General features: G+C 48.8%; 19 protein-coding genes and 5 pseudogenes. 7 read left to right on the top strand and 17 right to left on the bottom strand.

From position 1 onward, the window contains the following. Positions 1-248 precede the first annotated feature (248 nt). The 10 genes and pseudogenes from A3SI_RS13855 to A3SI_RS13810 all read right to left on the bottom strand — a co-directional run bounded on the left by A3SI_RS13855 (position 249) and on the right by A3SI_RS13810 (position 9,287). A complete protein-coding gene (locus A3SI_RS13855) occupies positions 249-785 on the bottom strand; it encodes an OmpH family outer membrane protein (protein WP_009056859.1) in 537 nt (178 codons plus the stop codon). A 16-nt stretch (positions 786-801) separates the two neighbouring features. Continuing rightward, positions 802-1,335 (bottom strand): OmpH family outer membrane protein, encoded by a 534-nt coding sequence (locus A3SI_RS13850; RefSeq protein WP_009056856.1) that lies wholly within the window; start codon positions 1,333-1,335, stop codon positions 802-804. Between the two features lie 16 nt (positions 1,336-1,351). Further along, a pseudogene (locus A3SI_RS13845) lies at positions 1,352-4,064 on the bottom strand (BamA/OMP85 family outer membrane protein). Positions 4,065-4,068: 4 nt separating this feature from the next. Beyond that, positions 4,069-4,806, bottom strand: coding sequence for an isoprenyl transferase (locus A3SI_RS13840; protein WP_009056854.1), 738 nt, complete (start codon positions 4,804-4,806; stop codon positions 4,069-4,071). 77 nt (positions 4,807-4,883) lie between these two features. After that, positions 4,884-5,807, bottom strand: coding sequence for a type IX secretion system protein PorG (porG, locus tag A3SI_RS13835; protein WP_162098464.1), 924 nt, complete (start codon positions 5,805-5,807; stop codon positions 4,884-4,886). A gap of 134 nt (positions 5,808-5,941) precedes the next feature. Continuing rightward, a pseudogene (locus A3SI_RS23330) lies at positions 5,942-6,814 on the bottom strand (NAD kinase). A 9-nt stretch (positions 6,815-6,823) separates the two neighbouring features. Further along, complete coding sequence (locus A3SI_RS13825) at positions 6,824-7,411, bottom strand: CBS domain-containing protein (protein WP_009056849.1); 588 nt, start codon at positions 7,409-7,411, stop codon at positions 6,824-6,826. 264 nt (positions 7,412-7,675) lie between these two features. Beyond that, complete coding sequence (locus A3SI_RS13820) at positions 7,676-8,290, bottom strand: anthranilate synthase component II (RefSeq protein WP_009056848.1); 615 nt, start codon at positions 8,288-8,290, stop codon at positions 7,676-7,678. Positions 8,291-8,323: 33 nt separating this feature from the next. Beyond that, positions 8,324-8,815 carry a CvpA family protein gene (locus A3SI_RS13815; RefSeq protein ID WP_009056847.1) on the bottom strand — a complete coding sequence of 164 codons (492 nt, stop codon included), beginning with the start codon at positions 8,813-8,815 and terminating at the stop codon, positions 8,324-8,326. Between the two features lie 17 nt (positions 8,816-8,832). Then, positions 8,833-9,287, bottom strand: a pseudogene (locus A3SI_RS13810) (GatB/YqeY domain-containing protein). Positions 9,288-9,347: 60 nt separating this feature from the next. On the opposite strand from A3SI_RS13810, the gene A3SI_RS13805 reads away from it, so the two are divergent. Genes A3SI_RS13805 through A3SI_RS13795 form a run of 3 tightly spaced genes read left to right on the top strand, consistent with a single transcriptional unit; the run spans position 9,348 to position 11,550 of the window. Beyond that, the gene (locus A3SI_RS13805) at positions 9,348-10,076 is read left to right on the top strand and encodes a pyridoxine 5'-phosphate synthase (RefSeq protein ID WP_009056846.1); all 729 of its coding nucleotides are present in this window, start codon (positions 9,348-9,350) and stop codon (positions 10,074-10,076) included. Continuing rightward, positions 10,073-10,834, top strand: coding sequence for an alpha/beta fold hydrolase (locus tag A3SI_RS13800; RefSeq protein ID WP_009056845.1), 762 nt, complete (start codon positions 10,073-10,075; stop codon positions 10,832-10,834). The genes A3SI_RS13805 and A3SI_RS13800 overlap by 4 nt, the downstream gene beginning before the upstream one ends. Continuing rightward, on the top strand, positions 10,831-11,550 hold the full coding sequence (locus A3SI_RS13795; RefSeq protein ID WP_009056844.1) for an SAM-dependent methyltransferase: 720 nt from the start codon (positions 10,831-10,833) through the stop codon (positions 11,548-11,550). Before A3SI_RS13800 ends, A3SI_RS13795 begins: the two co-directional genes overlap by 4 nt. A gap of 75 nt (positions 11,551-11,625) precedes the next feature. On the opposite strand, the gene A3SI_RS13790 is transcribed toward A3SI_RS13795, so the two are convergent. The 6 genes and pseudogenes from A3SI_RS13790 to A3SI_RS13765 form a co-directional block, all read right to left on the bottom strand. Beyond that, positions 11,626-13,044 carry an MltF family protein gene (locus A3SI_RS13790; RefSeq protein ID WP_009056843.1) on the bottom strand — a complete coding sequence of 473 codons (1,419 nt, stop codon included), beginning with the start codon at positions 13,042-13,044 and terminating at the stop codon, positions 11,626-11,628. A 213-nt stretch (positions 13,045-13,257) separates the two neighbouring features. After that, complete coding sequence (locus A3SI_RS13785) at positions 13,258-14,601, bottom strand: TolC family protein (RefSeq protein ID WP_009056842.1); 1,344 nt, start codon at positions 14,599-14,601, stop codon at positions 13,258-13,260. 3 nt (positions 14,602-14,604) lie between these two features. Beyond that, positions 14,605-17,665 (bottom strand): annotated as a pseudogene (locus tag A3SI_RS13780) (efflux RND transporter permease subunit). 8 nt (positions 17,666-17,673) lie between these two features. After that, complete coding sequence (locus A3SI_RS13775) at positions 17,674-18,759, bottom strand: efflux RND transporter periplasmic adaptor subunit (protein WP_009056841.1); 1,086 nt, start codon at positions 18,757-18,759, stop codon at positions 17,674-17,676. A 6-nt stretch (positions 18,760-18,765) separates the two neighbouring features. Further along, positions 18,766-19,572 carry an alpha/beta fold hydrolase gene (locus A3SI_RS13770; protein WP_009056840.1) on the bottom strand — a complete coding sequence of 269 codons (807 nt, stop codon included), beginning with the start codon at positions 19,570-19,572 and terminating at the stop codon, positions 18,766-18,768. Positions 19,573-19,784: 212 nt separating this feature from the next. Beyond that, a pseudogene (locus tag A3SI_RS13765) lies at positions 19,785-20,209 on the bottom strand (VOC family protein). A 62-nt stretch (positions 20,210-20,271) separates the two neighbouring features. Between A3SI_RS13765 and A3SI_RS13760 the strand changes: the two are divergent. From A3SI_RS13760 to A3SI_RS22910, 4 genes are read left to right on the top strand one after another with little or no spacing between them, the layout of a single operon-like run. Beyond that, complete coding sequence (locus A3SI_RS13760; RefSeq protein ID WP_009056834.1) at positions 20,272-21,240, top strand: patatin-like phospholipase family protein; 969 nt, start codon at positions 20,272-20,274, stop codon at positions 21,238-21,240. Continuing rightward, positions 21,230-21,889, top strand: coding sequence for a class I SAM-dependent methyltransferase (locus A3SI_RS13755; RefSeq protein ID WP_009056833.1), 660 nt, complete (start codon positions 21,230-21,232; stop codon positions 21,887-21,889). The genes A3SI_RS13760 and A3SI_RS13755 overlap by 11 nt, the downstream gene beginning before the upstream one ends. A 37-nt stretch (positions 21,890-21,926) precedes the next feature. After that, positions 21,927-23,615 (top strand): M14 family zinc carboxypeptidase, encoded by a 1,689-nt coding sequence (locus tag A3SI_RS13750; RefSeq protein WP_009056832.1) that lies wholly within the window; start codon positions 21,927-21,929, stop codon positions 23,613-23,615. A gap of 20 nt (positions 23,616-23,635) precedes the next feature. Continuing rightward, positions 23,636-24,448, top strand: coding sequence for a type 1 glutamine amidotransferase family protein (locus A3SI_RS22910; RefSeq protein WP_009056831.1), 813 nt, complete (start codon positions 23,636-23,638; stop codon positions 24,446-24,448). A gap of 82 nt (positions 24,449-24,530) precedes the next feature. On the opposite strand, the gene A3SI_RS13745 is transcribed toward A3SI_RS22910, so the two are convergent. Beyond that, the coding region (locus tag A3SI_RS13745; protein WP_009056830.1) for an outer membrane beta-barrel family protein at positions 24,531-25,377 on the bottom strand (847 nt) is incomplete at its 5' end.

Genomic DNA, 25,377 nt, shown 5'->3' with positions numbered 1-25,377 from the left:
TCGCCACGCATATTTTTCTTCTTTCCCTTCCAGCTACGGCATGCAGGCCTCCGATGCGCATCCCTTCCAGAATTTAGCACTTTGAACTTTTAATAAGTTTTGGGTTTTCGTCTTATGTGGGCCTCCAGTGTGACCAGAAGTGCTATTACCTTCGCTAAGAATACTAAAATGGCGTCAAGAGAAACGAGCAGGACATAAAAAAAGACCGCCGATGGCAGTCTTTTATTTGTACGTATACATGCACAAGCTTACTCTTCTGGAATCTCAATACCTAATTTAGTAAGTACCAGCTCCGTAAACTTGTCCTCATCTCTAGTGTAAAGCAATACAGGGTTATTACCTGCTGCCTCAGAGAAGATATGCGTATAGTTGTTTTCCGCAGCTACAGCATTAATAGCATTAAATACCTTATTCTGAACAGGCTCTAACAGCTCCTGCAGTTTACGCTGATAAGACACCTGCGCATCCTGCTCGAATTTCTGCAGTTCCTGCTGCTGACGCTGAAGCTCCTGCTCACGCTGAGCACGGGCATCGTCAGTCATCGTCTGTGCTGCCTGCTGATAAGCTTGCACCTTACGCTGAAAGTCCTGTGCCTTCGTTTGGATGTTGGTTTGTAGCTGCTGCTGATAATCCTGTAAATCGGCTCCGATCTGCTCCATCTCTGGCATCAAGTCCATGATTAGTTCTACGTTCGTGTAACCGATCTTGAGATCAGACTGCGCCTGTGCCACGAAACCTGCGAAAAGCATAAGAGCCGCAGCGAGAACAACTTTCATTTTCATCATTGTAGTGTAGTTTAATTTACTTTTTTTCTATTCCTAACTCTTCCAGAACGAATTCTGAGTAATCATGTATGGGATCGGTGTATATCAATCCTGTACTAGCAGCTTTATCGATAATCATCCCGAGACGGTTGCGTTTCGCTACTTTATCTATGGCATCATAAATCTTGGACTGCAGCGGCTGCAGTAACTCCGCTTGTTTTTGGAAATAAAGTCCATTCACGCCGAAAACGCGGTTATTAAAGGCTAAAGACTCCTTTTCTTTCTCCTTAATCGCCTTCATGCGCTCACTGTACATTTCTTCCGTTAACAAAACTTCCTCCGCTTTTAGTGCCGTATGCATCTCTTTTATTTCCGCATCTAAAGCACGCGCCTGATCTTTCCAGTCTTTCTGAAGAGCCTCTAGTTCCTTCTGAACTATCTTGTAATCCGGGTGCATATTCAGAATATATTCTGAATCGATGTATCCGAATTTTTGTGCCAAACTTTCTTGGTGCGACAAATATACACCTAAGAGAAGGAGAATGCAGCCTATTTTAGCAATTCTTAACATAAGCTTTCACGAATGATTAACGGAACTGCTGCCCGATGGTAAAGTGGAACTGTGGGCCACTTCTTCCGGTCATGCGTGGATCGAATTCCTCTAAGCTATCGAATCCATACCCCCAGTCAATCCCTAACAGACCAAAGGCCGGCATAAAGATTCGAGCACCTACACCCGCAGAGCGCTTGAGATTAAACGGATTGAAGTCCGCATAATTCCCCCAGTTATTTCCGGCCTCAGCAAAGCCAAGAAGGAAAATCGTAGCCGATGGATTTGGAGATACTAAGAAGCGTAACTCCATCACATGCTTGTTATACACCACCCCACCAAAAGGCTCATTTGAATTCGGATCGAAACGTCCTACCACACCTGGCGTAATCGCCTGATTTTCGTAGCCACGAAGACCGATAATTTCCTGACCTAAAGCGAAGTTATTAAAGTTCATCCCGTCACCACCTAACACAAAGCGCTCTAATGGAATGATGCCGATTCTATCCCCATAAGAACCTAAGAAGCCCATATGCGTCCGCGCACTAAGTACCCACTTGGTGGAACCAAAAACAGGCGTATAGAATGTACCATCAAACATCCACTTATGATATTCTAACCATCTGAAGCGCTCCTCGTCCGGAGATTCTCTGTTTAGGTTTGGATTCATGGAAGCGTATGGCGGCGTAAAGGAGGTAGCTAAACTGATGCTAGACCCTAAGCGCGGATAAATCGGGTTGTCGATATTATTCCTGGAGATGGTCGTATTTAGCGCTAAACTGTTGGCACGACCACTCGCGAAGCTTAACCCAAACTGACGACCAAACTGATCAAAGTTGTATACCTGATACTGAAGCGCTGTACTGATAGAGAAGTAATCATCTGGGAAAGTCACACGCTGCGAGAGCCCCAGTGTCACCCCTGTAATCTGGAAAGATCCGATTTCACGCGTCGGGTCCTGACGATTAAAGAAGTCAAGCTGACGCTGCACAGAGTGGTTAAAGCTAAAGCTAAGTGCCTTTGGCTTCTTCCCTCCGAACCAAGGCTCCGTTAACGAAACACTGTAATTCTGGAAGGCTCTACCATTCGCCTGTACACGTAAGGAAAGCTTTTGGCCATCGCCTACCGGCAAAGGTTTCCACTTTTCTAAATTTCCAATATTTCGAATAGAGAAATTGTTAAAGACAAGCCCTACTGTTCCCACGAAACCAAAGAAACCTCCCCAGCACCTGAAAGCTCTATCTGATCATTCGGACGCTCTTCTAACTTGAAGATAATGTCCACCGTAGCATCCGCTGGATTAGGTCGCAGATCGGGCTCGATATTCTCTGGGTCGAAATACCCCAGCTGTGACAATTCCCGAATCGTACGTACAAGTAAGCTTCTGTTAAACTTCTGTCCAGGAAGAATACGTATCTCACGCATCACCACGTGATCCGCCGTACGCTCATTTCCTTCGATACTGACAGAGTTTACCGTAACCTGAGGACCTTCCACGATTCTTAACTCTAAGTCGATAGAGTCTCCCTCCACTTTAACCTCTACCGGGTCGATGTTGAAGAATAGGTATCCATCATCCTGGTAGAGCGAAGAGATATCGTCCCCACGCTGCGGATCATAATTGAGACGCTTGTCTAATTTTTCTTTGTTGTAAACATCCCCCTTGGAAATGGCTAACTTGGCGCGAAGCACCTCATCCTCATGGATATAATTACCCACAAAGTTGATGTCACGGTAGTAATACTTTTTCCCTTCTTCGAGCTTGATCTTCATATTGATCGTATTCGAAGAATGCTGATAAATGGAATCACTTAAAATCTCCGCGTCACGGAAACCTCTCGAATTATAGAAGTTAACTAGCGTGTTTTTATCCTCTCGGAAATCCTTCACCACATACTTGGAAGCGCTAAAAAAGTTAGGCTTCACCGTACGCGAAAAATAATCGATTACATCTTCTCGGTCCGCAGGCGTGCGGTACCAGATCGCCTCAGCAGCAGAGCTAGGCGTTGTGTTCACCAAGCGGCTCGCTAAATCACGAAAAATATGGACTCGTGCGTGCTCTTTGGTATTTTTCAGCTTGGACTTTACCCTACGGTCTGAGATATTCTCATTGCCTTCGATTTGGATTTCGTTAATACGCACCTTAGACATCTTATCGACATCGAACCGAATCTTTACCGAGTTCGGAAGTGTGGTATCCCGCTCCTGAATCATTTTTACCTCCGTGTTCAGAAAGCCCTTATCGACAAAATACTGACGAATATTACGTTGAGAGGTACTCATCACATCTTCCCGAACTACGCGACCCCTGATTTTCACTTTGTCGCGCAACTCACTCTCTTGGGTTTTATTAATGCCAGAGAATTCGACACGGCTAAAGCGTGGACGCTCGGTAAGCTCTATTAAAAGGGAAATATCATCTCCCTCGATTTTCGTAACAAGAATTTTTACATCCCCGATGATTCCCTGCCCCCAAAGCTTCTTCAGTGCATCCGAAATTTCGTCTCCAGGTACAGAAATCTGATCATCTACCCGTAAGCCCGCTAAAGAAATGATCGCATTTTCATCTAAGGTGGCTAAACCCACTGCGCTTATCTCCGCTATGCGGAATTTCTGGGGATTTGCATAGTTGAGCTCCAGAATATTCACTGGACGGCTCGTGGTGAAGCGACTCTGCCCCAGACGAATCTGGCACTCAGCTCTCCACCTACCAACCATAAGATGAGAATCGCAAGTAAACTTTTTTTCATTTCATTAAGATTTTACTTGAGCTCCGGTTTTTCCAAACCGACGCTCTCTTCGTTGAAAGTCCAACACGGCCTCATATAGATGTACTTTCCTGAAATCAGGCCACAGTACGTCTGTAAAGTAAAGCTCTGTGTAGGCCATTTGCCATAAAAGGAAATTACTAATTCGGTATTCCCCACTAGTCCGGACTAATAACTCTGGGTCCGGATACTCCGCCGTGCACAGATGCGAAGCGATAAGCTCTTGGCTGATCGCCTCCACCTCTATTTCCTTGTTCGCTACTTTTTCGGCAATGCCCTTCATGGCTTGTTGGATATCCCAGCGTCCACTGTAACTTAAAGCTAAAATTACCGTTAAACCAGTATTATGAGCAGTTTTGGCGATACCCTCTTCCAGTTTTCCTTTGCAGTGCCCAGGAAGACTATTACGGTCGCCGATAGAAACCAAGCGCACATTATTCGCCATCATACTATCCATCTCGCTCATAACCGTGTGAACCACCAACTCCATGATCGCATTCACTTCATACTGCGGTCTAGACCAGTTCTCCGTAGAAAAGGTATACAGCGTCAGGTACTCGGCTCCCACATCATCGGAAGCTTCGATCACGTCACGCACCGCCTGAATCGCATTTTTATGCCCGAAAACGCGCATAGCACCTTTCTTTTGTGCCCAGCGCCCATTCCCGTCCATAATCACCGCGATATGGCGAGGCACATTCTCCTTATTAATCTGATCTAACATTACTTGATTTACAGGTAATTATAAATTCGAGGTACAAAAATGCCATTTCTTTTTTAGAATTCGTACCAATTTACGAATTAATTGAAACAGCGTACCCGTGTGATAAGATAACTTATGTTAAAATTTAAAAAATAGTAGTAATCCCTATCCGCATAATAGCGGCCATCGTGTCTAAATTCTACCACACTCGGCGGGCCAAATGTTGGACTATCCGCAGTACCTGGAGATGCAGGGGGAACGAGTGGAAGCTGATGCTGAGTAGGTCCTGAAAAGCGATTTGAACCATCCCTAAGAACAGGATTTGTGGTATTTGGAAGATCATAATTTTCAGAAATACCATCTAAGTTATCTGTGAACGTAAGCCGAATACTCGCTTCTACACTAAAAATCCAGCGCTCTGACAGTTTATACTTGATACCTATCCCCAAAGGAATAATTAATCCTCCCCCTCGATTAGACTCCCACTTGGAAGGGTCATCCCCCTCAAAGCCAATACGGGTTTCTTGAACGGGACCGCTGCCCCTATCCACCAACTGAATGGTTTCAGTTTGCCGATTAATAGCCATCCCCCTAGTAGAATGGAAGAAACCTCCCAGCCCAAATAAGGCATAAGGAGAAAACTTCACCGGCACCTGCGGGTTCATGTAATCCAGGAAGTGATACTCCATCACCGCATGCCCCTCGAAAATATCCGAACGAAAAAAAGCATTTCGTGCGATATTCGCCGCATCATGCCGCGCTAAACTATCCGCCCCACTCACACGACCGTAAGCCAGACCCAGACGAAGGGTCCACACATTGTCGAAATTTCGCTTGCCAAAGACCGTACCATGAAGACCCAGGCGACTGTTATCCAAGCGGCGCGCGATGTCTCCCGTATAAGAAGCCACCCCTAAACCACCGCCTATTTCGTAGCTCTGCGCATTTACGCCCCAGAAAAACGAAAAAAAGATGCCCCCAAAAAGAAGCAAACCCTTAAGAAACAAACCTAATCTCTTCAAGACACTGCAAGTTATTTAAACCTAAACGCATTTAAAACGCCCCTTCTTATCTTTCGGGTTAAATATTGTTAAGCTCCCCTGGTGACGCGGTCAGCAAAATTACAGGAAAAACCCACATAAAAATTTTTTTCTCCCTAGTTTCTCATATCATAGCCCCAGTTCAATTTCTCCCGCAAGGTATCGAAATAATGATAGGTGGAAAATTTAACCAAACGCGCACAAAAGGGCGCTTTCTGCACCTGCAGCGAAATCCCCGCATCCACTGCCGTAGAACGCGAATCTAAGGACACTAAAAACTTCTTGCTACGCCCCTCTATCGTAAAGCGAAGCACCGACTCATCACTAACGATTATCGGACGCACATTTAAATTATGAGGAGAAACAGGTGTTAAAACAAAATTCTTGGCCCCCGGCGTAATCAGGGGCCTCCACAACTCAAACTATAGCCCGTAGAACCCGTCGGCGTGGCCACAATGAGCCCATCCGCCCAGTAACTATTTAAATATAAGTCATCTACATAAGTATGTACGGTAATCATCGAAGAAGTATCCCGCTTGTGAATCGTAAATTCATTCAGCCCAAAATGAATTCCTTTAAACAAGGTCCGATCACTCGACACCTCGATCAGCGTCCGAGACTCCACCGCATAACGCCCTTCCATCAGATCAACCACCATCTGGTCCAGCTGATCCTTAGCCACAGTAGCTAAAAAACCCAAGCGCCCGTGTTAATTCCGATAATCGCGTCTCAGCCGCTCCTACTTTCGCGACAGTATCCAGCATCGTACCGTCTCCCCCTACAGAAAAGATAAAATCCAGCGCTTGCTCACGTAATGTCCCCTCTAGCACCTGAAAATAGACAGGCTTCTTACCCGCCTTCAGTAGCGCTTGCGCCAGCTCCTTACTTAAAAACAACTGGTGACCCAGACCCTGTAGCCGTTCACTCAGGTCATGAAAAAACGGTAGAAACTCTTTTTTGAGTCCCATACCGTGAAAAGCTATCTGCATATCTCTTGATTATAGATCCAAAAACCGGAATAAGTTGCCGATGCGATCCTCATCCTGGCTCGCCTCCACTTCTTCCGTATACTGATCTACTACTTTATAGCCAAAACGTTCAAGGGTAGCGCGAATATGGCGCAACTCCTTCTTGTCTAACTTGAGCGTCACTTTGATTTTACTGGCATCTAAAGGATCAGCAGCTATAAAACTACTTAATATCTTGGCATTTTCCGACTCTAACACGCGAGAAATCTCATGCATGCTGTAATCGGTCATGTGCATGGACAGCACGATCACCGCCCCCTCAGACTGCACCGTAAAGGTCTCCGAAAAGGCATTCACCGCATCCTGCAGCGTCACGACACCCTTATAAACACCCTGACGATCCACCACGGCCACCATTTTCAGCTCATGCTCCGCTGCCACACGCATCACCTCGTAGATATGCTTATCCTCGAAAACAAAAGCCGTGGCATCTTCTATCTCACAGGCACTCACAGGCAGGAGTCGATCGTTCACCTCATAAATGAGCGTATCACTGATGAAACCGAGAAAGTTTCCCTTATCGATCACAGGCAGCACATCGGTTCGAAGCTCTTCCATCCAGGAGAGTGCTAAACCTGTCGTATCCCCTAACTTTAATGGGGGATAGAAGCATGTATAAATTGGGAAACTTGCATACGCCTGAGCTTAATGTGTACTTATAAAACTGATTGTCCTCTTATCTTGTTTCAAAAACCCTACCAAAAGACTTCTCTAAAAAGCAAATCGAACACTCTAATTTACATATTTTTTAATAAACAACAACAATCGAGAGATTATTTGTAAAAAATAAATGCTTAACTCAGGCAAACCCTAATAAAACACCTATTTTATTATCAGCGACTCGCTATTAGAAACCTTAGAAGGAGAGGCGCTCACCAGCCATTTTGACCAGTTTTCGATTATTTCCATGCCAAATTCGGTCATGCAAGCCTCTGGATGATACTGAAGCCCTAAAACAGGAAGACTCCGATGCACAAACCCCATCAGCACACCCTCCTCCGTACGTAGTAGTGGCAGAAGCACCTCCGGCAGATCCTGCACCACTAAACTATGGTAGCGGGTCACAGAAAAAGAAGAAGGTACCCCAAGTAATACATTATGCTGCAGATTCGCAAACACTTTATGGACTTTTCCATGTACGGGATGCTCCCCCGCCACGATACGGGCGCCTACATACTGTGCGATCGCCTGATGCCCCAAGCATATCCCCAATAGGGGCAACTGGCGCTCCAGCGCCTCCCCCACATAGGCCAACAAATTCCCTGAAGACTCCGGGGTCCCAGGCCCTGGAGAAAGCACCACACCGATAATCTCCTCCCAAGGCTGCTCCGAAACTGCCGCATCATTCCGAACGATGCGCATGGGATGCCCCAGCCGACCGACATAGTCCGCTAACATGTGGGAAAAAGAATCGAAATTATCAATCAATAAGAGCATCCGGAAGAGTTTCTACAAGTTCCGCCACCCTGTTCATGGCCTCCGTCGCAACAGGAATATAGCATCCAGTGCCTGAATGAAAACAGGTGCCAAGGGACGAATATACGCATAGGCGGGCACCTCATGCACTTCCGCCATGTACGGAAACTGAAAGCGGTCCGAAATCCACGCCAGCAGGCTCAGCACAAAAAGCGCCTTAAACACCCCCAATAAGGCCCCCGCCACACGGTCTAGCGGCCCTAACAGCAGCATATCGATCGCCTGCCGCGCGACCAGACTCAGCAGCCGCACCAGAAAGAGTAAGGAAAAAAATAAAATCAAAAAAGACACAAAGGGAAGGAAAAACGTCAGCTCCTGCACATGCCGAGCCAGCACTTCCGTCCCCCTGTCCATCAGGCGAAAAGCCAGGTACATGGCCATAAAAAACCCCACCAGAGAAAATATACCCACGAGGAGCCCCTGCTTGAAACCCGTCCAAGCACCGAACACCACCGCAGCCAATATAACCCATGTCACCCAGTCCATCCTGAAAATAGCCTAGCCTACGCTAAAGCCGCTAATAGTGACTTCACCTTCTCGCTGATTAACTTGCCCTCGGCCTTACCGGCCAAAGCCTTCGATGCAGCGCCCATCACTTTACCCATATCCTTAGGACCACTTGCTCCCACCTGCTGGATAATGTCCGATACCGCCGCCGTCAGCTCCTCCTCAGTGAGCTGCTTAGGCAAAAACTCCTGAATAACCGCCAGCTCTGCCTGCTCCACCTCCGCGAGATCCGCACGCCCTGCTCCGTATAAATCGCCGCCGAATCACTACGCTGCTTGGCCGCCTTCGTTAGCAGCTTCAGCTCTTCTTCCTCGCTCATCTCAGCAGCTCCCCCCTTCGTTTCCTCTAACAGGATAAGGGATTTAATCGCACGAAGCGCACGTAAACGATCCTTTTCCTTGGCTAGCATCGCCTTTTTGATCTCACTTTCTATCGCTTGCTTTAAACTCATGACCTTGTTCTTAGTGTTAATACATTAACTTTGTAACAAATTTAATCTTAATCTGAGGAAATGACACAGTTAAGTGTAAATATTAATAAAATCGCGACCCTACGAAATGCCCGTGGCGGTAATAATCCCAATATCCTTCAGGTGGCCCTAGACGCAGAACGCTTTGGCGCCCAAGGCATCACCGTGCACCCACGTCCGGATGAGCGGCACATCCGCTACCAAGACGTCCACGACCTAAAACCTGCCCTCAGCACGGAGTTTAACATCGAGGGCTATCCCGACCGCCGCTTTCTCGACCTCATTAAAGCGGTGCGCCCTGCGCAAACGACCCTGGTGCCTGACCCTCCCCATGTGCTCACCTCGAACACCGGCTGGGACACGATCGAGCACCAGTCCATGCTCCGCGACATCGTAGCAGAACTGCACAGCTACGGCACCCGCGTCAGCATCTTCATTAACCCCGAGCCGCACTATTTCGAGCCAGCAAAGGCCTGTGGCGCCGACCGCGTCGAGCTCTACACAGGCCCCTACGCAGAACAGTTCCATCAGGACAGCGAAGCTGCCGTGGCTCCCTATGTGGAGGTCGGTCTGCTGGCAAAATCGCTTGACCTCGGCCTAAATGCCGGACATGACCTGGACCTGCATAACCTCGCCTTCCTGAAAGCACGCATCCCTCACCTGCTGGAAGTCTCCATCGGACATGCCCTCATCTGTGATGCCCTCTATTTCGGCCTCGAAAATACCATCCAAATGTACCGCAGACAACTTGAACTGGACCCTATAGCATGAAATTAGCCCATAAAACCCTTGGAAATGGCCCCGTTTTGGTCATCCTACACGGACTCTTTGGCTCTGCCGATAACTGGCTCAGCATCGCACGTGAGCTTGAAAACTCCTTTAGCCTGGTCCTCGTGGACCAAAGAAACCACGGAGACTCTCCCCACAGCAGCACCTGGAATTACGAGGTCATGGCCGAAGATCTGGCCGAGCTACTGGACGACCTGGGGCACGAGCGCGTCTTCCTCATGGGCCATAGCATGGGCGGAAAAACAGCCATGCGCTTTGCCACCCAGTACCCCGAACGCGTGGAAAAACTCCTCGTCGCGGACATTGCCCCACGGGCCTACCCCATTCACCATCAGGAAATTTTAGCCGGACTGAACGCCGTAGATGTGGAGCGGCTTGCCAGCCGCAAAGAAGCCGACGAGCAGCTCGCCCAGCACATTTCACATAAAGGCATCCGACAGTTTCTGCTTAAAGCACTGGGCCGCGATGAACAGAAAGGCTTTAAATGGCGCATCAACCTCCCCGTAATCACCGAAAAAATCGAGGAAGTGGGACGTGCACTCCCTGAGGAGGCCCGCTTCGAAGGGGCTACCCTTTTTATGGGCGGCGCGAACTCAGACTACATCCGGGAAGAAGATAAAGACCTCATCCAAAAGCACTTCCCGAACAGTAACCTCATTTACATCAAGCAGGCCGGGCACTGGCTACATGCCGAGCAGCCCGATGCCGTAATCCAAACCATTAAAGCCTTTTTCAAATGAGCCACGCCACCGGCCGCCTCTTTCTGATTCCCGTCGTACTCGCTCCAGACACCGCACATCGCGTCATTAGTCCCGAAATTCGGGAGATTCTCCCACAGATCCACCACTTTTACGTCGAAAATGTGCGGACGGCCAGACGTTTCATCAGCAGCCTACAGCTCGGACTGAATATCCCAGAGCTGCAGTTCGCGGTTCTGGATAAAAAAACGAAAGCCCCTGCCCTAAAAGGAATGCTGGACCTGCTGGCCGCTGGCCAAAATGTGGGCATCATGTCAGAAGCTGGATGCCCAGGCATCGCAGACCCCGGAAGCCTTGCCGTACGCCTGGCACATGAAAATGGGCTCGAAGTGGTGCCTCTGGCTGGACCTAGCGCCATGTTTCTGACGCTGATGGCCTCCGGCTTTAATGGGCAGAGCTTCACCTTCCACGGTTACCTGCCGATCGATAAAAAGGAACGACAGCAGCGCATTCACGAAATCGAAAAGGAATCTGCCCGCCTGCGCCGGACACAGCTTTTTATGGAGACCCCCTTTCGGAATGACAGCCTCTTCCAAGACCTCCTGAAGCATGCGCATCCAGAAACAGCACTCTGCGTGGCCGCGGAAATCACTTCCGAAAATGCCTTTATTCAAACCAAAAAGATCCACGAGTGGAAAAAAGCCGTCCCGGAGCTGCATAAACGCCCCACGGTTTTCGCCCTATACGCAGCAGATTGAAAAAACGCACAAGCCTGCTAAAAAGGTGTGATCTCCCTTTAGCAGGCTTATTTTTTATGCTGTAAAGCGGTCTACTTAACTGACAAGTGCACGATAGGCATCGAATAGCGCCAAAACCTCCTCCACATACCGCACTGCCAAATGGCCTTTGGCGAAGCCACTTCGTACCACAGGATCCCGGTAATATTTCGGATTGGATTTTTGCTCTAAGAAGTAGCTGACGCTCTCCCAGACATACGCTCTAGCACCATTTTTCAGCGCCAGTCTCCAAGCGTCCAGGACATGGCCATGTCCGATGTTATAAGAGGCTAAAATAAACTTGATGCGCTCCTGCGAATCCGGTACCTTGTCTTTCCAAAAAACATCTAAGTAGCGCAGGTACTGTACGCCACCCATCAGACTCTCATGCGGATCCAAGGGATTATCTACCCCGAAGCGCTCCAGTGTGACGGGCATCAGCTGTAACAAGCCCAGCGCACCGGCATAACTTTTCGCCTCATTATCGAACTGAGATTCCTTATATACTAAGGAAGCCAACAGGCGCCAATCCCAACCCAGCTCATCAGCTGCTTGCTGAATCGCCTGATCATAAGGGGAAATTTTCTGTCCTCCTACAGAAGAGAAGGGACTGTTACTACGGAAATAAGCGTTTCGAGAATCCAGAAAATATTTGTGATATAAAATCGCTTGATAACCGCTGTGGCGGGCATCCGCTAACCAGTCATCCAGGGCTTCCAGCAGTGCTGGGGCATTAGGACGAAGTCCCCAAGATACAGGAGACGCATCCCCTAAGGTGAGTGCCGTCTGTAAGTCTGCATGGTACGTGGCCTGCACAGAAGCAATGTCGGTATCCACGACCGTGTAGCCGATTTCTTGATTCACAACTCGCGCCACCAGTGTTTCGCGGTCACTTGCTACCGCATCGATATGAAAAGGTAGTGCTAAGGTATCGCGGAGCTGCTGTAGCTGCTCGAAGTGCACCGTCCCAGCAGGAACATGCACGGTCCGGCCAGCCAAGTCCTCCACCTTACGAAGCCGCTTGGTATTTCCATGCTGCACCAGGACGGGTCCCATCTCAGCGATAGGCACGCTAAAGGCAAGACGCTCATTTCGCTCCTCGGTCGGTGTAAGATTCATGGCGATGATGTCCGCCTTTCCCGCATACAGCAGCCGCGTCGCTTCCTCCACCTCATCCACTACCAAAATGCGCAACCCGACATCCAGAGACTCTGAGAACTTCTTAAGAAGCTCATATTCATAACCCATCCGTCGTCCTTTATACAAATAAAAACTAGTAGAGCGATTCTCCACCACTGCACGCAGATACCCCCTTGCGATGATCTCCTCAAGATCTAAATCTATCGGTGTAGTATCCTCTATCAAATAATCTTCCTCCGCATGGGATGAAGTACAGGACTTAACGGCGACAAAAAGCAAAACACCTAATGCGAAGAATACCCAAGAGTGCTTCTTAAATTTTGTGATTTCAACCATAATAAAATGTACCTTACATACAAGATTTTGTCCTTCAACAAAAGCTATGCCAAGGCCGTGAAGCCTAAGCAGTTGACTTTTAGAAGGTAAGGCAATAAATAACAGCATTCACATGCTGAAAAGTTCAAAAACAAAACGTCCACCGCGGGAACGACCCCGAGCAGTGGACGTGAAAATAGGACTAGGAAGCTCCGCAATCGGTATTTAGAGACTTTAATTATTTCTGAATTTTTCGAAACTATTCTGAAAGAATATTTTTCCAGACAGCCTTCTGAGCTCTATTTCTTGTTCTTTAATATTAAAAATAGAAGTGATTAAACGATCCTCGGCAGTAAGTAGATTGACCTGCGCATCTCGAAACTCCAGATAATTCGCGATCCCAAGGCGGAAGCGCTCCAGCGCGATGTCTGCATTTTCTACAGCTACCTCATAATTCGCGCGCTCGATCTCCAGCAGGTTCCGATTATTCACATAAGAATTATACGCGCGGTGAATGTCTGAAACCACTTGAAGCTCTATTTGCTTGGTAAAAAGTTCCGCATTCCGCTGCTCTACCTTCGCCTGCTGTATGCGCCGGTTTACCGTAAATCCAGAAAACAGGTTGAGCGCTACGCCACCGCCCCCTGTAAAACCATCCCGCTGGTTTTTGAGTAAGAACCCCGCGTCAGATTCTAAGGTATTCTGGGTATAATTTCCATTCAAATTAAAAGTCGGTAGTCGGGCTGCTTGGGCCTCACGAATCTGGAGGTATGCCACATTTTCCTGACGCTGCGCGATGAGAAAAAACTTGTTTTCAAGGTAAGCGTCCTCTAGTAGCTCTTCTAGGAGAAGCGGCTCTGCTACGGTGATGGTATCCCGCACCGTAAAGTCCTTATTTGGCGCCAGCGCCAAAAGCTCATTCAGATTAATGCGGGCATTTTGGATCACAAGCTCCTGGTTGACCACCAAGGAAAGATCCGCATTATAATCCACCTGAGCAGTAAGAAAGTCCCGCTTACCCGCACCACCTAGTTCATAGCGCGCCTTTGCTATTTCAAGCCTGGCCTTAGAAAAGTCCAGCGTCTTTTCGAGAACTTTCGAGCGCTGTAGCTCCAGTACGAGCCGGTAATAGGCGGTAGAAATGGCCGCCACTGCATTCTCTACCGTAACCTTCGCATCGAGTTCCGATAGTTCTGCCAAGCGTCCTAGGCGACGAATGGTCACCAAAGAGCTCGGATCGATGCCGAAAATTCCAACGATATTAAAGTTTTCTATGGACGTTTCCGCACCGCGAATGACGTTCGGCTCCGGGGTAGTCACAAACTGCTGCTCTACATTCTCACGCGCGAAGGTTTTTGAATAATTCGCAATGATGCTCGGCATAAGGAATGTCCCTACACCAATCTTTACATCTAAATCCGCAATATCAATGGTATTGAGTGCGATTTTAACATCAAAATTCTGTTCCAGACCAAGCTGAATGGCGCGTTCTAAATCTAATGGCTCTCCACTATCCTGAGCGAACAGGGGAAAGTATAGACCCAAGCAGGCAATAAGACTAAAAACTAACTTTTTCATGCGTTAAACTCTCGCTAATCGTCCTTTTTTAGAGGTTAAGAAGGTGTATACAGCCGGAATGATGAAAAGAGTAAGAAGAGTGGAGAAAGCCAGACCACCGATAACAGCTACCCCCATCGGAACTCGAGACTCGGCTCCTGCACCCAGCGCTAAAGCAATCGGTAAAATCCCTAAAATCGTGGATAGGGAAGTCATCAAAATCGGGCGGAAACGAGATGACGCCGCATCTTTAATGGCCTCTTCTACACTAAGCCCTTGAGCCTTTCGCTGGTTCGCGAATTCCACAATCAAAATCCCGTTCTTCGTCACTAGACCGATCAGCATAATGATACCGATTTGGCTGAAAATGTTAAGGGTAAAATCGAATAGCCAGAGTGAAGCCAAGGCACCGAACAAGGCTAGCGGCACCGTGAGCATGATCGTTAGCGGGTCCGTGAAGCTCTCAAACTGCGCAGAAAGCACCAAATAAATCAAAATAAGGGCGAAAATAAAGGCGAAAATCAAGCTGTTCGAGCTTTCTCTAAACTCCTTCGATAAGCCGGCCACATCTGTGGTGAACGTTTCATCTAAAACTTCTGCCGCGATGCGATCCATTTCATCTAAACCGTCCCCGATCGTGTAGCCTGGCGCTAAACCTGCCGAAACTGTAGCACTTACGAAGCGGTTAAAGCGGTAAAGCTGCGGTGGCGTACTTTTCTCTATGATCGTCACGAGGTTGTCCAGCTGAATCAGCTGCCCGTTATCTGAGCGCACATAGAGCATCTTCAGATCTACGGTTCATTTCTATCCTTCACCTGCATTTCTCCGACCACCTCATACTGCTTGCCATTCATAATAAAATAGGCAAAACGCTGTCCCGAGTAGGATAACTGTAGGGTACGGGCGATTTCCTGCACAGAAACCCCCAGATTACGCGCCTTTTCACGGTCGATTTCCACCTCTAACTCCGGCTTGGTGAACTTTAAATCAATGTCAGAAAAGCTGAAAATTTCACTTTGGCCGACGGCCTCCATAAAAGAAGGAATGTACTCCTTCAGCTTATCCAAGGTAGGCGCCTGCAGCACATACTGCACGGGCAGCCCGCCGCGACGATCTCCTATGGACTGTGGCTGCGTCACAAAGGCCCGAACAGCTGTAAACTGCGTACCTCCTGCGACACTTGGTTGAAAATCTGCTGCTGGGAACGCTCACGGGTGTCTGCTTCGGTTAGAATCAGGCGCAAGAAACCGGAATTTGTGCTCGCCGTACCGAAGCCTGGAGAAGTTACCGTAATGATTCCCGCACGCTCTTCTTCCGGAACGGTCTCCTGAAAATGAGCCGTCATCCTGTCTAGCACCTGGTCCATGTAACCGAAGGTAGCCCCTTCAGGACCAGAAACCACCACACGCATCTCTCCACGATCCTCCACGGGAGCGAGTTCCGTCGGCAGCACATCGAATAAGGCGTAAATACCAAAAGCAGTTAATAAAAGTGCTATAAACGACACCCACTTGACACGCATAAAGCCGTTTAGCAACTTATTATAGTGCTCGTTTAACCAAACGAAAACCGGCTCGGTGAAACGATAAATGGCGTTTTGTTTCTCCCTTCGCTTGAGCAGCTTGGAGCTGAGCATCGGTGTCATCGTGAGCGCCACAAAGGAGGAAATGATCACAGAGCCAGCCACCACGATACCAAACTCACGGAAGAGACGGCCTGTGGTTCCTGTAAGGAAAATCACGGGAAGGAATACTGCCGCCAGCGCGATGGTGGTGGCGATTACGGCAAAGAAAATCTCTTCTGCTCCCTTTTCCGCCGCTTTCTGCGGCTCTTCCCCTTTTTCGATTTTGGCATAAATATTTTCTAATACGACGATCGCATCATCCACCACCAGACCGATCGAGAGCACGATCCCCAGCAGCGTCAGTACATTTATGGAAAAGCCCATAATGTACATGATGAAAAATGCCCCGATTAATGAAATCGGAATCGTTACCACGGGAATGAAGGTCGTCCGCCAGTCTCGTAAAAACAGGAAAATAATCAAAACTACCAACAAAAAGGCTGTAATAATCGTCTCCTGCACCTCATTTATCGACGCCCGAATAAAACGCGTGGAATCGAAACCTATCCCGAGCGAAATATCCGAGGGCAAATCCTTCTCAATCCCCCCTAAACGCTTATAAAATTCATCGACGATTTCGATATTATTAGACCCCGGCAGCGGCACTAGCACCACACCCACCATAGGAATACCGTCTCGCTTCAGCACCGTACGCTCGTTCAGCGCGGCCATCTCCGCCTGGCCCACATCCTGAAAACGAACAATATTATTCTGATCCTCCTTAATGATGAGGTTGTTAAACTCCTGAGGAGTATTTAGCCTACTCTTTGTCCGTACGGACAGTTCGATCGCCGAGCCTTCAATCCGACCCGAAGGCAGTTCCACATTCTCGCTCTGGACCTTATTCAATATGTCCGTGGGCGTCACCCCGTACGAAGCCATCCGCAGGGGATCCATCCGCAGGCGAATCGCGTACTGCTTTTCTCCCCAGATCTGCACCGTACTCACCCCTGGAATCGTTTGGAGGCGCTCTTTAATGACATTATTCGCGAGATCCGAAAGCTCTAATAAATTTCTTCGGTCACTCCGCACATTTAAAAAGACGATCGGCTGGGAATCAGCATCTGCCTTCGACACGACAGGAGGATCAGTATCTGGAGGCAAGCGTCGCTGTGCCCCTGAAACCTTATCCCGCACATCATTCGCCGCAGCCTCTAGGTCAGCGCCCACATCGAATTCTACCGTGATATTACTTGTACCATCATTACTGGTGGAGGTCAGCGACTTAATCCCCGCGATACCATTAATCGCCTCCTCTAAAGGCTCCGTAATCTGGGCCTCGATCACGTCGGCATTTGCCCCCACATACGTCGTACGGACATTAATGATAGGAGGATCCACACTTGGAAACTCTCGGACACCCAGAAAACTAATTCCGATGATCCCAAATAACAATATCGTCAGCGATAGCACGATGGCTAACACAGGTCTACGTATACTTATCGTCGATAAACTCGCCATTTCCTCCTTTAAATTACTGTAAACTGCACCTCAGTGCCTCCCCTAACCTGTAAAATCCCCGTTGTGAGGACCTTGTCGCCTTCATTTAAACCTGAAATGATTTGAACCCTATTTTCTGTACGCGTCCCGATCATCACCGAGCGCTCCTCCACTTTACTATCTTGATTGACGATAAAAACCTTATAGCCACTGAGCTCCGGAATCACAGACTCCGATGGCACCATAAGGGCATCCTCCTGCTCACCGAGCACAAAACGGATGCGCACGAACATACCTGGAAGAAGGCGACCGTCCTTGTTGGGACTTTGCGCCCGCAGGCGCAAGGTACGGGTACTCGGATCTATGTTCGGCTCGAAGGCATAGACGGTTCCTTCCACCTCGCCCTCTAATCCATCCGTAGTAAAAAAGATCTTAGAGCCTAAGCGCACAGAACCTGCATACCGCTCTGGAATGGAAAATTCGATTTTTATGGGGTCTAAGCTGACGATGCTGGCGATGATATCCGTGGTAGCGATTACACTCCCCTCTGAAACCTGCCGTAAACCCAGCACCCCATCGAATGGTGCACGTATGACCGTCTTGTTAAGCTGCGCCTCGATTAGGCTTAAATCCGCTAAGTTGGTGTTGAACTGGTTTAAAACGATGTCATACTCCTCCTGGGAGATGGCTTCGCGCTCCAGCAGCTGCTTCTGACGCGACTCCTGACTTTCAAAAAGCTTTTTCGAATACTCTAGCCGGCGTGACTGCGCCTGCAGCTCATCATCATTCAAAAAGACAAGCGGTGTGCCTTTTTTAACAAACTGTCCCTCTTCAAAAGCGATTTTAGTGACCAGGCCGCTGACCTCTGCACGTAAATTTACCGTTTCGTTCGGAATGATCGCCCCTGTAACATTTAAGCTATTCACCAGACGCTCCGACTTCACTTGGATGACATTAACGGGTAAAGCCTGAGCCCCTGCGCTAGTTCCAGCACCGGCTGCGGCAGACTGAATTTCCTCATCGGAAAACCATAAACCTATCCTCGGATAAACGAAAATAATACCCACCACTGCTGCGATGAGTATACCGAGGATGACTTTTGTGTTTTTTTTCATGTTTACTTATGCACCCGACAGGCGCGAATCTGTATGTTGCAGTAAAAACTTTAAGGCCACTTCATTAAATTCCTCCGGTCTCTCGACATTCACCACATGTCCACATTTTTCGATGACATGCAGCACCACCCGACGATGCTCTTTGACGATTTTTTTAACTGGCTCTAAAAACATCAGGTCTTCTTCGCCCATCACATAAAGGGTGGGTATGCCTAAATCCTTCTCCTTAAAGTAACGAAGGAGGGGATTGACGTCCTTGGTCAACTTAAACCAGCGGATAAATTCCTTTTGACACAGGCGCTTAGCCTCTCGAACGAATAAATTTCTGCCTTCAGCATGGCCTTTTCTCGGCATGATCACAAAGGCAAATAGGCGATACAGCCACATGTAGGGCAAAATGCTCTTAAAGGTATTTCCCAAGAAAACCAATAAGCGAGAGGTGAAATTCAAACGTGTCACAGCGCCCGCCATCACCAGAGATTTTACACGCCGGGGCTCCATCTCCGCCAGCTGTCGTGCTAAAATCGTCCCTAGTGACACGCCCATAAAATGCGCAGGAGGTAACTGTATATGGTCTAAAACTTCGATGATATCCTTGGTGACTTTTTCGAAGGTGTACTGATCGTTCCATAGATTCTTCACCGAACGCGTGGCCGACTTGCCATGCCCACGTAAGTCGATGAGCAGTAGGTTAAAGTCGCTTTGGAAAGCGCGGATCTGCTTAAACCAAATGGAAGAGGAGCCGCCCGCACCATGGATGAACACGACCCAGTCAGCATCCGGGGATACTTCGTATGTTTTATAGTATAACATGATCGTTCAAGTTTATGCAGACCTAACTCCGTTCTACTGACGAAGGTTACCAATTTGCAAGTTACCTTAAATTTTTCCTTTTTTTTCCCAAAAAGGCACCAGTGGCAAAAGGCGTGGATGTATGGTTAAATGATTACGCTGAAAAATGCGGAATCTATGTAGGTACAAGGAATTTTCAAAATAGGTTCAGCACCTCCTGTTTTCTTCGCCATTTACGCTACAGCGAAGAGCTGTGCAGGATCCTTAAAAGACTTAAACTCTAGCGCATTTCCGCTGGGGTCTAAAAAGAAAAGTGTGGCCTGCTCCCCCACTTCTCCCTTAAATCGAATATAAGGCTCGATGATAAAGGTAACCTGAGCTGCCTTTAATTTTTCAGCCAGGGCATGCCATTCTTCCCAGGCAACACCACACCGAAATGACGGACGGGAACCGCTTTGCCGTCCACGGCGTTCGCCTCCACAGGCTGACACTCCTCAGGCTTCACATGCGCCGAAAGCTGGTGCCCGAAAAAATTAAAATCTATCCATTTTTCGGTATACCGTCCGATGGTGCAGCCTAACAGCTCTCCATAAAAACGGCGCGTTTCGTCGATCGAGCGAATGGGGAAGGCGAGGTGAAAGGGTTTCTGTGTATCCATTTGGTGTAATTAAATTTAGGTGGCATCTTTAGGCTGCAAAATTAAACTTTATTCCAGTAATTATGGCGGAAAAACGGGTTTCTTTAGTGCTAGCCAGCGGCGGGGCACGAGGCATGGCGCATATCGGCGCGATAGAGGCTTTAGAAGAGAAGGGCTACACCATCGTAAGTGTTTCAGGCTGCTCTGCAGGAGCGCTCGTCGGGGGCATCTACTGCGCAGGAAAACTGCCCGCTTTTAAAGAATGGATCTGTAACTTAGACAAGATCGACGTCTTTTCTCTAATGGACTTCACGCTTTCCAGTAAGGGCTTCATTAAGGGAGAAAAGGTCTTTAAGGAAATCCGAGAAATGGTGGGCCAAGTTTCCATCGAAACATTAAACATTCCCTTTAACTGCACGGCTGTGGATGTCTATGCGGGCACAGAAAAAGTCTTCGACTCGGGAGATCTCTTAACGGCTATCCGCGCCTCCGTTTCTATTCCCACCATTTTCACGCCAGCGGAAATAGCGGGAAGAAGTTACATCGATGGCGGAATATTAAATCCGCTTCCGCTAAACCTAGTCCCCGAACAGGTGCAGGCCGACCTCTTACTGGCAGTGGATCTAAATGCCGACGCCCACACCTTTCAAGAGCCGGAACTGCTGCTCAGCACGGAAAAATTGGCTGATGGGGCCGATAAAAGCTCCTCTAAGCTAACGAAAATCACCGACCGCTTTAAAATCCCTGGTTGGGTAAATGATTACCGTGAAAAGTTCCGCGCGCGCTTCGGTGAGGAAGAGGCACTTCCCTTAAATGAAAAAGAAAAGGAGGAGGTGAAGACCCTAAGCTCGCTGGAGCTACTCAATCACTCCTTCGACCTGCTTCAGGATCGGCTGAGTGAACTTTATATCGAAAAACACCCAGTGGACATCCTCGTCGAAATCGCCCGTAACCAGGCGGGCACGCTGGAGTTTCACCGCGCCCCTGAGCTCATCGCGATAGGAAAAGACAAAACCTTAAAAGCCCTCCAAAAATACGAGAATGGGAATTGAAGCGCTAAACCGCATACTGGGTAACATCGACCTTTACCTGCTGGATCAGCTGCTGAAGGGGCGCTTCACGAAGGAACAGCGCATCCTGGACGCAGGTAGCGGTGAGGGCAGAAATGCGGGGTATTTCATCCGAGAAAACTACGCATTATATGCAGTAGACCGAGAGCCTCTGGCGATTCAGTACCTACGCTATCACGCGAAAACGCTAAACCCGAGCTACGACTCCTTTAGATTTCAGGTCGCTGACTTACGGGAAATCCCCTTTCATACCCACGCTTTCGATGTGGTCCTCAGCTCTGCCGTGCTTCATTTCGCACAGGATGAGGAGGACTTTCTCGCCCTTTTCGAGGAACACATGCGGGTGCTAAAACCTGGTGGCCTTTTCTTTTTACGCATGTGCGTCAGCGAGGAGCTGGCACTGGGCATGCACGCTGCTGGCAGGACCGCCACGGTAGAAAATCCCCGCACCTTAGGAGATGGCTCCTGGCGCTTTGTGCTCACGCCCACCCTACTGGCAGCGCTAAAATCCCGCTACGGCTTAGCCCCTTTAGAAGCCGAAAAAAGCGTGGCAGTACACGGACAGCGCCTCATGGGAAGCTTTATTTGGCAAAAAAATGCCCCAACTGACGAAAAAAAGTCTTTATTTTGAAGCTAGGCAGCTAAATCTTCAGTAACAAGCACCGTTTATGATGAAAAAAAACCTTTACACTTTCCTTTTCCTTTTGCTCTCGACTTTGGCCTACGGCCAAAAAAGCCCTGAGGAATTTTTAGGCTATCCCCTCGGAGAGCGCTTCACACCCCACCATCGCGTGGTGGCTTACTTCGAACACGTGGCCGCGAACAGCCCGCTGGTGGAGCTGCAGTACTATGGCGAATCCTATGAACATCGTCCCCTCTTCGTGGCCGTCATCAGCAGCGAGGCGAATATGGGCCGACTAGAACAAATCCGAGAGGACAACCTGAAACGCACCGGCTTCCTTTCCGGCAGTCCGGAAACGGGCCTGGCCATCAACTGGATGCAATATAATGTGCACGGCAATGAGGCCGTCGCTACGGAAGCGGCTATGATGACCTTTTGGGACCTGGTGAACCCGGAAGACACCAGATACAAGGCTTGGCTTGAAAATCAGGTGGTGCTCATCGACCCATGTGCGAACCCAGACGGAAAAGACCGCTATACCATTTGGTATAACCAGAAGCAAAACAAGCGCTTACAGCCCGACCCCCAGTCGGTGGAGCACAGTGAACCTTGGCCAGGAGGCCGCCCAAACCACTACCTCCTCGACCTAAACAGGGACTGGGCTTGGCAGACACAGCAGGAGACGAAGCAGCGTCTGGAGCTATACCATCAGTGGATGCCGCACCTTTTTGTGGACTTCCATGAGCAGGGCATTAACGATCCCTTTTATTTCGCGCCAGCCGCAAAGCCGGTGCACAAGCAGGTAACGGGCTTTCAGCGCGAGTTTCAGGAAATTTACGGAAAAAATACGGCTGAAAAATTCGATGCACAGGGCTGGCTATACTTTACGAAAGAGCGCTTCGACCTGCTATACCCTGCCTATGGCGACACCTACCCCATGTACAATGGCGCCATCGGGATGACCATCGAGAAGGGGGGATCGGGTCGTGCCGGCTTAGGCATGCTGAATGCGCTGAAAGATACCGTCACGCTGAAAGAGCGCATCGAGCATCAGCACATCGCAGGGATTTCCGCAGTGGAAGTGGCCGCGAAAGAAGCCCAAAAACTGACGGATAATTTCACAGCATTCTTTAAGGATAACCGCGAAAATCCACAGGGGAAATACAAGAGCTTTATCCTAAAAGTAGGCGATCAGCCAGAGCGTCTGCGCGGACTTTTAGAACTCCTCGACCTGAATAAGGTGCACTACGGCGAGCTGGGCAGGAAGGCTACCTTCAGCGGGCTGGACTACCAAACAGGAAAAGTACGCAGCTTTACTGCGGAAGCGAAGGACATCGTGGTCAGTGCCGATCAGCCGAAGTCAGTGCTGGCGCAAATTCTTTTTGAGCCTGAGGCGGTGCTGGAAGACAGCTTAACCTATGACATCACCAGCTGGGCCCTGCCCTATGCACATGGCGTGGAAGCCTACGCGCTGGACCGTGTGATCCGCCCTGAGCGTGAATTCGAAGCGGCGGCGTTCCGCCAAAATGAGGTGCAGCCAGGTACTCTGGCCTACATCAGCCCCTGGAGAGCCAGCGTACACCCCCGCTTTCTGGCGGCCCTTTTAGACAAAAAAGTACGCGTACGTTATGCGAGCTATCCCTTTGAACTTGATGGCAAAAAACACCCGGCAGGAGCCTTATCATCCACCGAAATGGAAATGATAAAATCGCAAGCTTCGACTCGCTGGTCGTAGCCACAGCGAATAAGTTCGAGGTGGAACTTACCGCTGCGAAATCTGGGATGGTGACCTTAGGAAAGGATTTCGGATCCTCCGATGTGCGCGCCATCAAAGCTCCTAAGGTAGCGCTCCTCAGTGGTCCGGGCACCTCTTCTTTAAATTTCGGTGAAATCTGGTACCACTTCGAGCAAGAGCTGGACTATCCACTTAGCATCTTGGAACTGTCGGCTGTGGGCCGTTATGACCTCTCCACCTACGATGTGCTCATCATGCCATCAGGAAGCGGCCTCCTCCGTGGTCAGGATAAAAAGATTAAGGACTGGGTGCGTGCCGGTGGCAAATTGATCCTAATGGAAGGTGCCTTAGCCGAATTTGCTGCAGATGATGACTTCAGCCTGAAGCGCTTCCTGAAAGACGAGCAAGAAAAGGCGGCAAAAGACCGTGCGAAAGAGCGCGAGGAAAAACGTCTCCTGGCCCCTTATCAAAGCAGTGAGCGCGCACGCGTAAGTGGACAAGTGGCAGGTGCGGTCTTCGAAGTGAACCTAGACGAAACTCATCCCCTCGGTTATGGCTATGGAGGTACCTACTATACGCTGAAAAATAGCAGCAGCCGCTATGGCTACCTGAAAAATGGGGTGAATGCAGGCACCATCCGAAACCTCGAGCAGTACCGATTTGGCTTCGTCGGAAGCGAAGTGAAACCTAGCCTAGCCGAAAGCCTCGTGGTGGGCAGCGAAAGTATGGGCCGTGGTCAAGTTATCTACTTTGTGGATAATCCTATGTTCCGCTCCTTCTGGGAAAATGGCAAACTCTTATTCGGAAATGCGGTCTTCCTCGTAGGCCAATAAAATATCCCGAATAGCTACAAAACCTATTAAAAAGGGCTTCCCACGCTTGGAGGAAGCCCTTTTTTCTTAGCCGGTAGAGGCATCAGATTGCCCTACTAGATAGGAAAGCTTCGCTCAGGCTATGGCCTCTAATAACGAAGCCCTCCTTAAAAATCTTCATCGAAATCGCGGTCTCCACCTCCATTTCTTCCATTTCTTCTTTCCATAAACTCCTAACGAAACGATAGGTAAATGCAATCGTCCCGATACGGGTCTCCCGGTTAAACAAGCGCTGAAAATCAAAATTCTCATCGGTAGTTCGGATTCGGAATATCCGGGTATTAAAGATATCGCTGACATTCACACTTATGGTGGCCTTTTTATTAAACAGATCCTTCCTAAGGCCCATGTTTACTCCCCAAATCGGCTCTATTTCACCCTGAGGAAGGACGATAGGCCCCCGATAGTCTGCCTGAATCTGTAGGGAAGCGAACTTGGGAATCGCCATATTCGCTAATAAATTTACCGTCCATGAAAAGTTCGAGTTGTTAAAATTCGCCTCAATATTCTCTCCTATAATTTCAGAGTAGAAGAAATTACCGGACAGGGTGGCATCGAACCAAGAGGTAAACTGGAACTGATTCACCAGCTCTAAGCCTGTACTACTACGGCTATTCGCATTTTCCCGAAGCTGCACAGACACATTATCCTCATTTAAGCGAATAACCCGCGTCTGCACATCCGTCGTAAAACGATGATACACCACAGCATTTAGCAGGTACTTGTCCCACCCCTTCATATAACCGAATTCATAACTATTCGTGAACTCTGGCTGCAGCTCCTGATTCCCGATACTCAAGTTAAAGAGATCGTTTACCCGGAAAATGGGGGCCAGGGCCCAAATATTCGGTCGAGATATCCTTCTCGAAAAATTAGCTGTTAACTCTTCT

It is taken from the genome of Nitritalea halalkaliphila LW7 (assembly GCF_000265075.1).
Classification (GTDB): domain Bacteria; phylum Bacteroidota; class Bacteroidia; order Cytophagales; family Cyclobacteriaceae; genus Nitritalea; species Nitritalea halalkaliphila.
The sequence above is the reverse complement of the archived record's forward strand: the minus strand, read 5'-3'. Positions and strand labels throughout refer to the sequence as shown.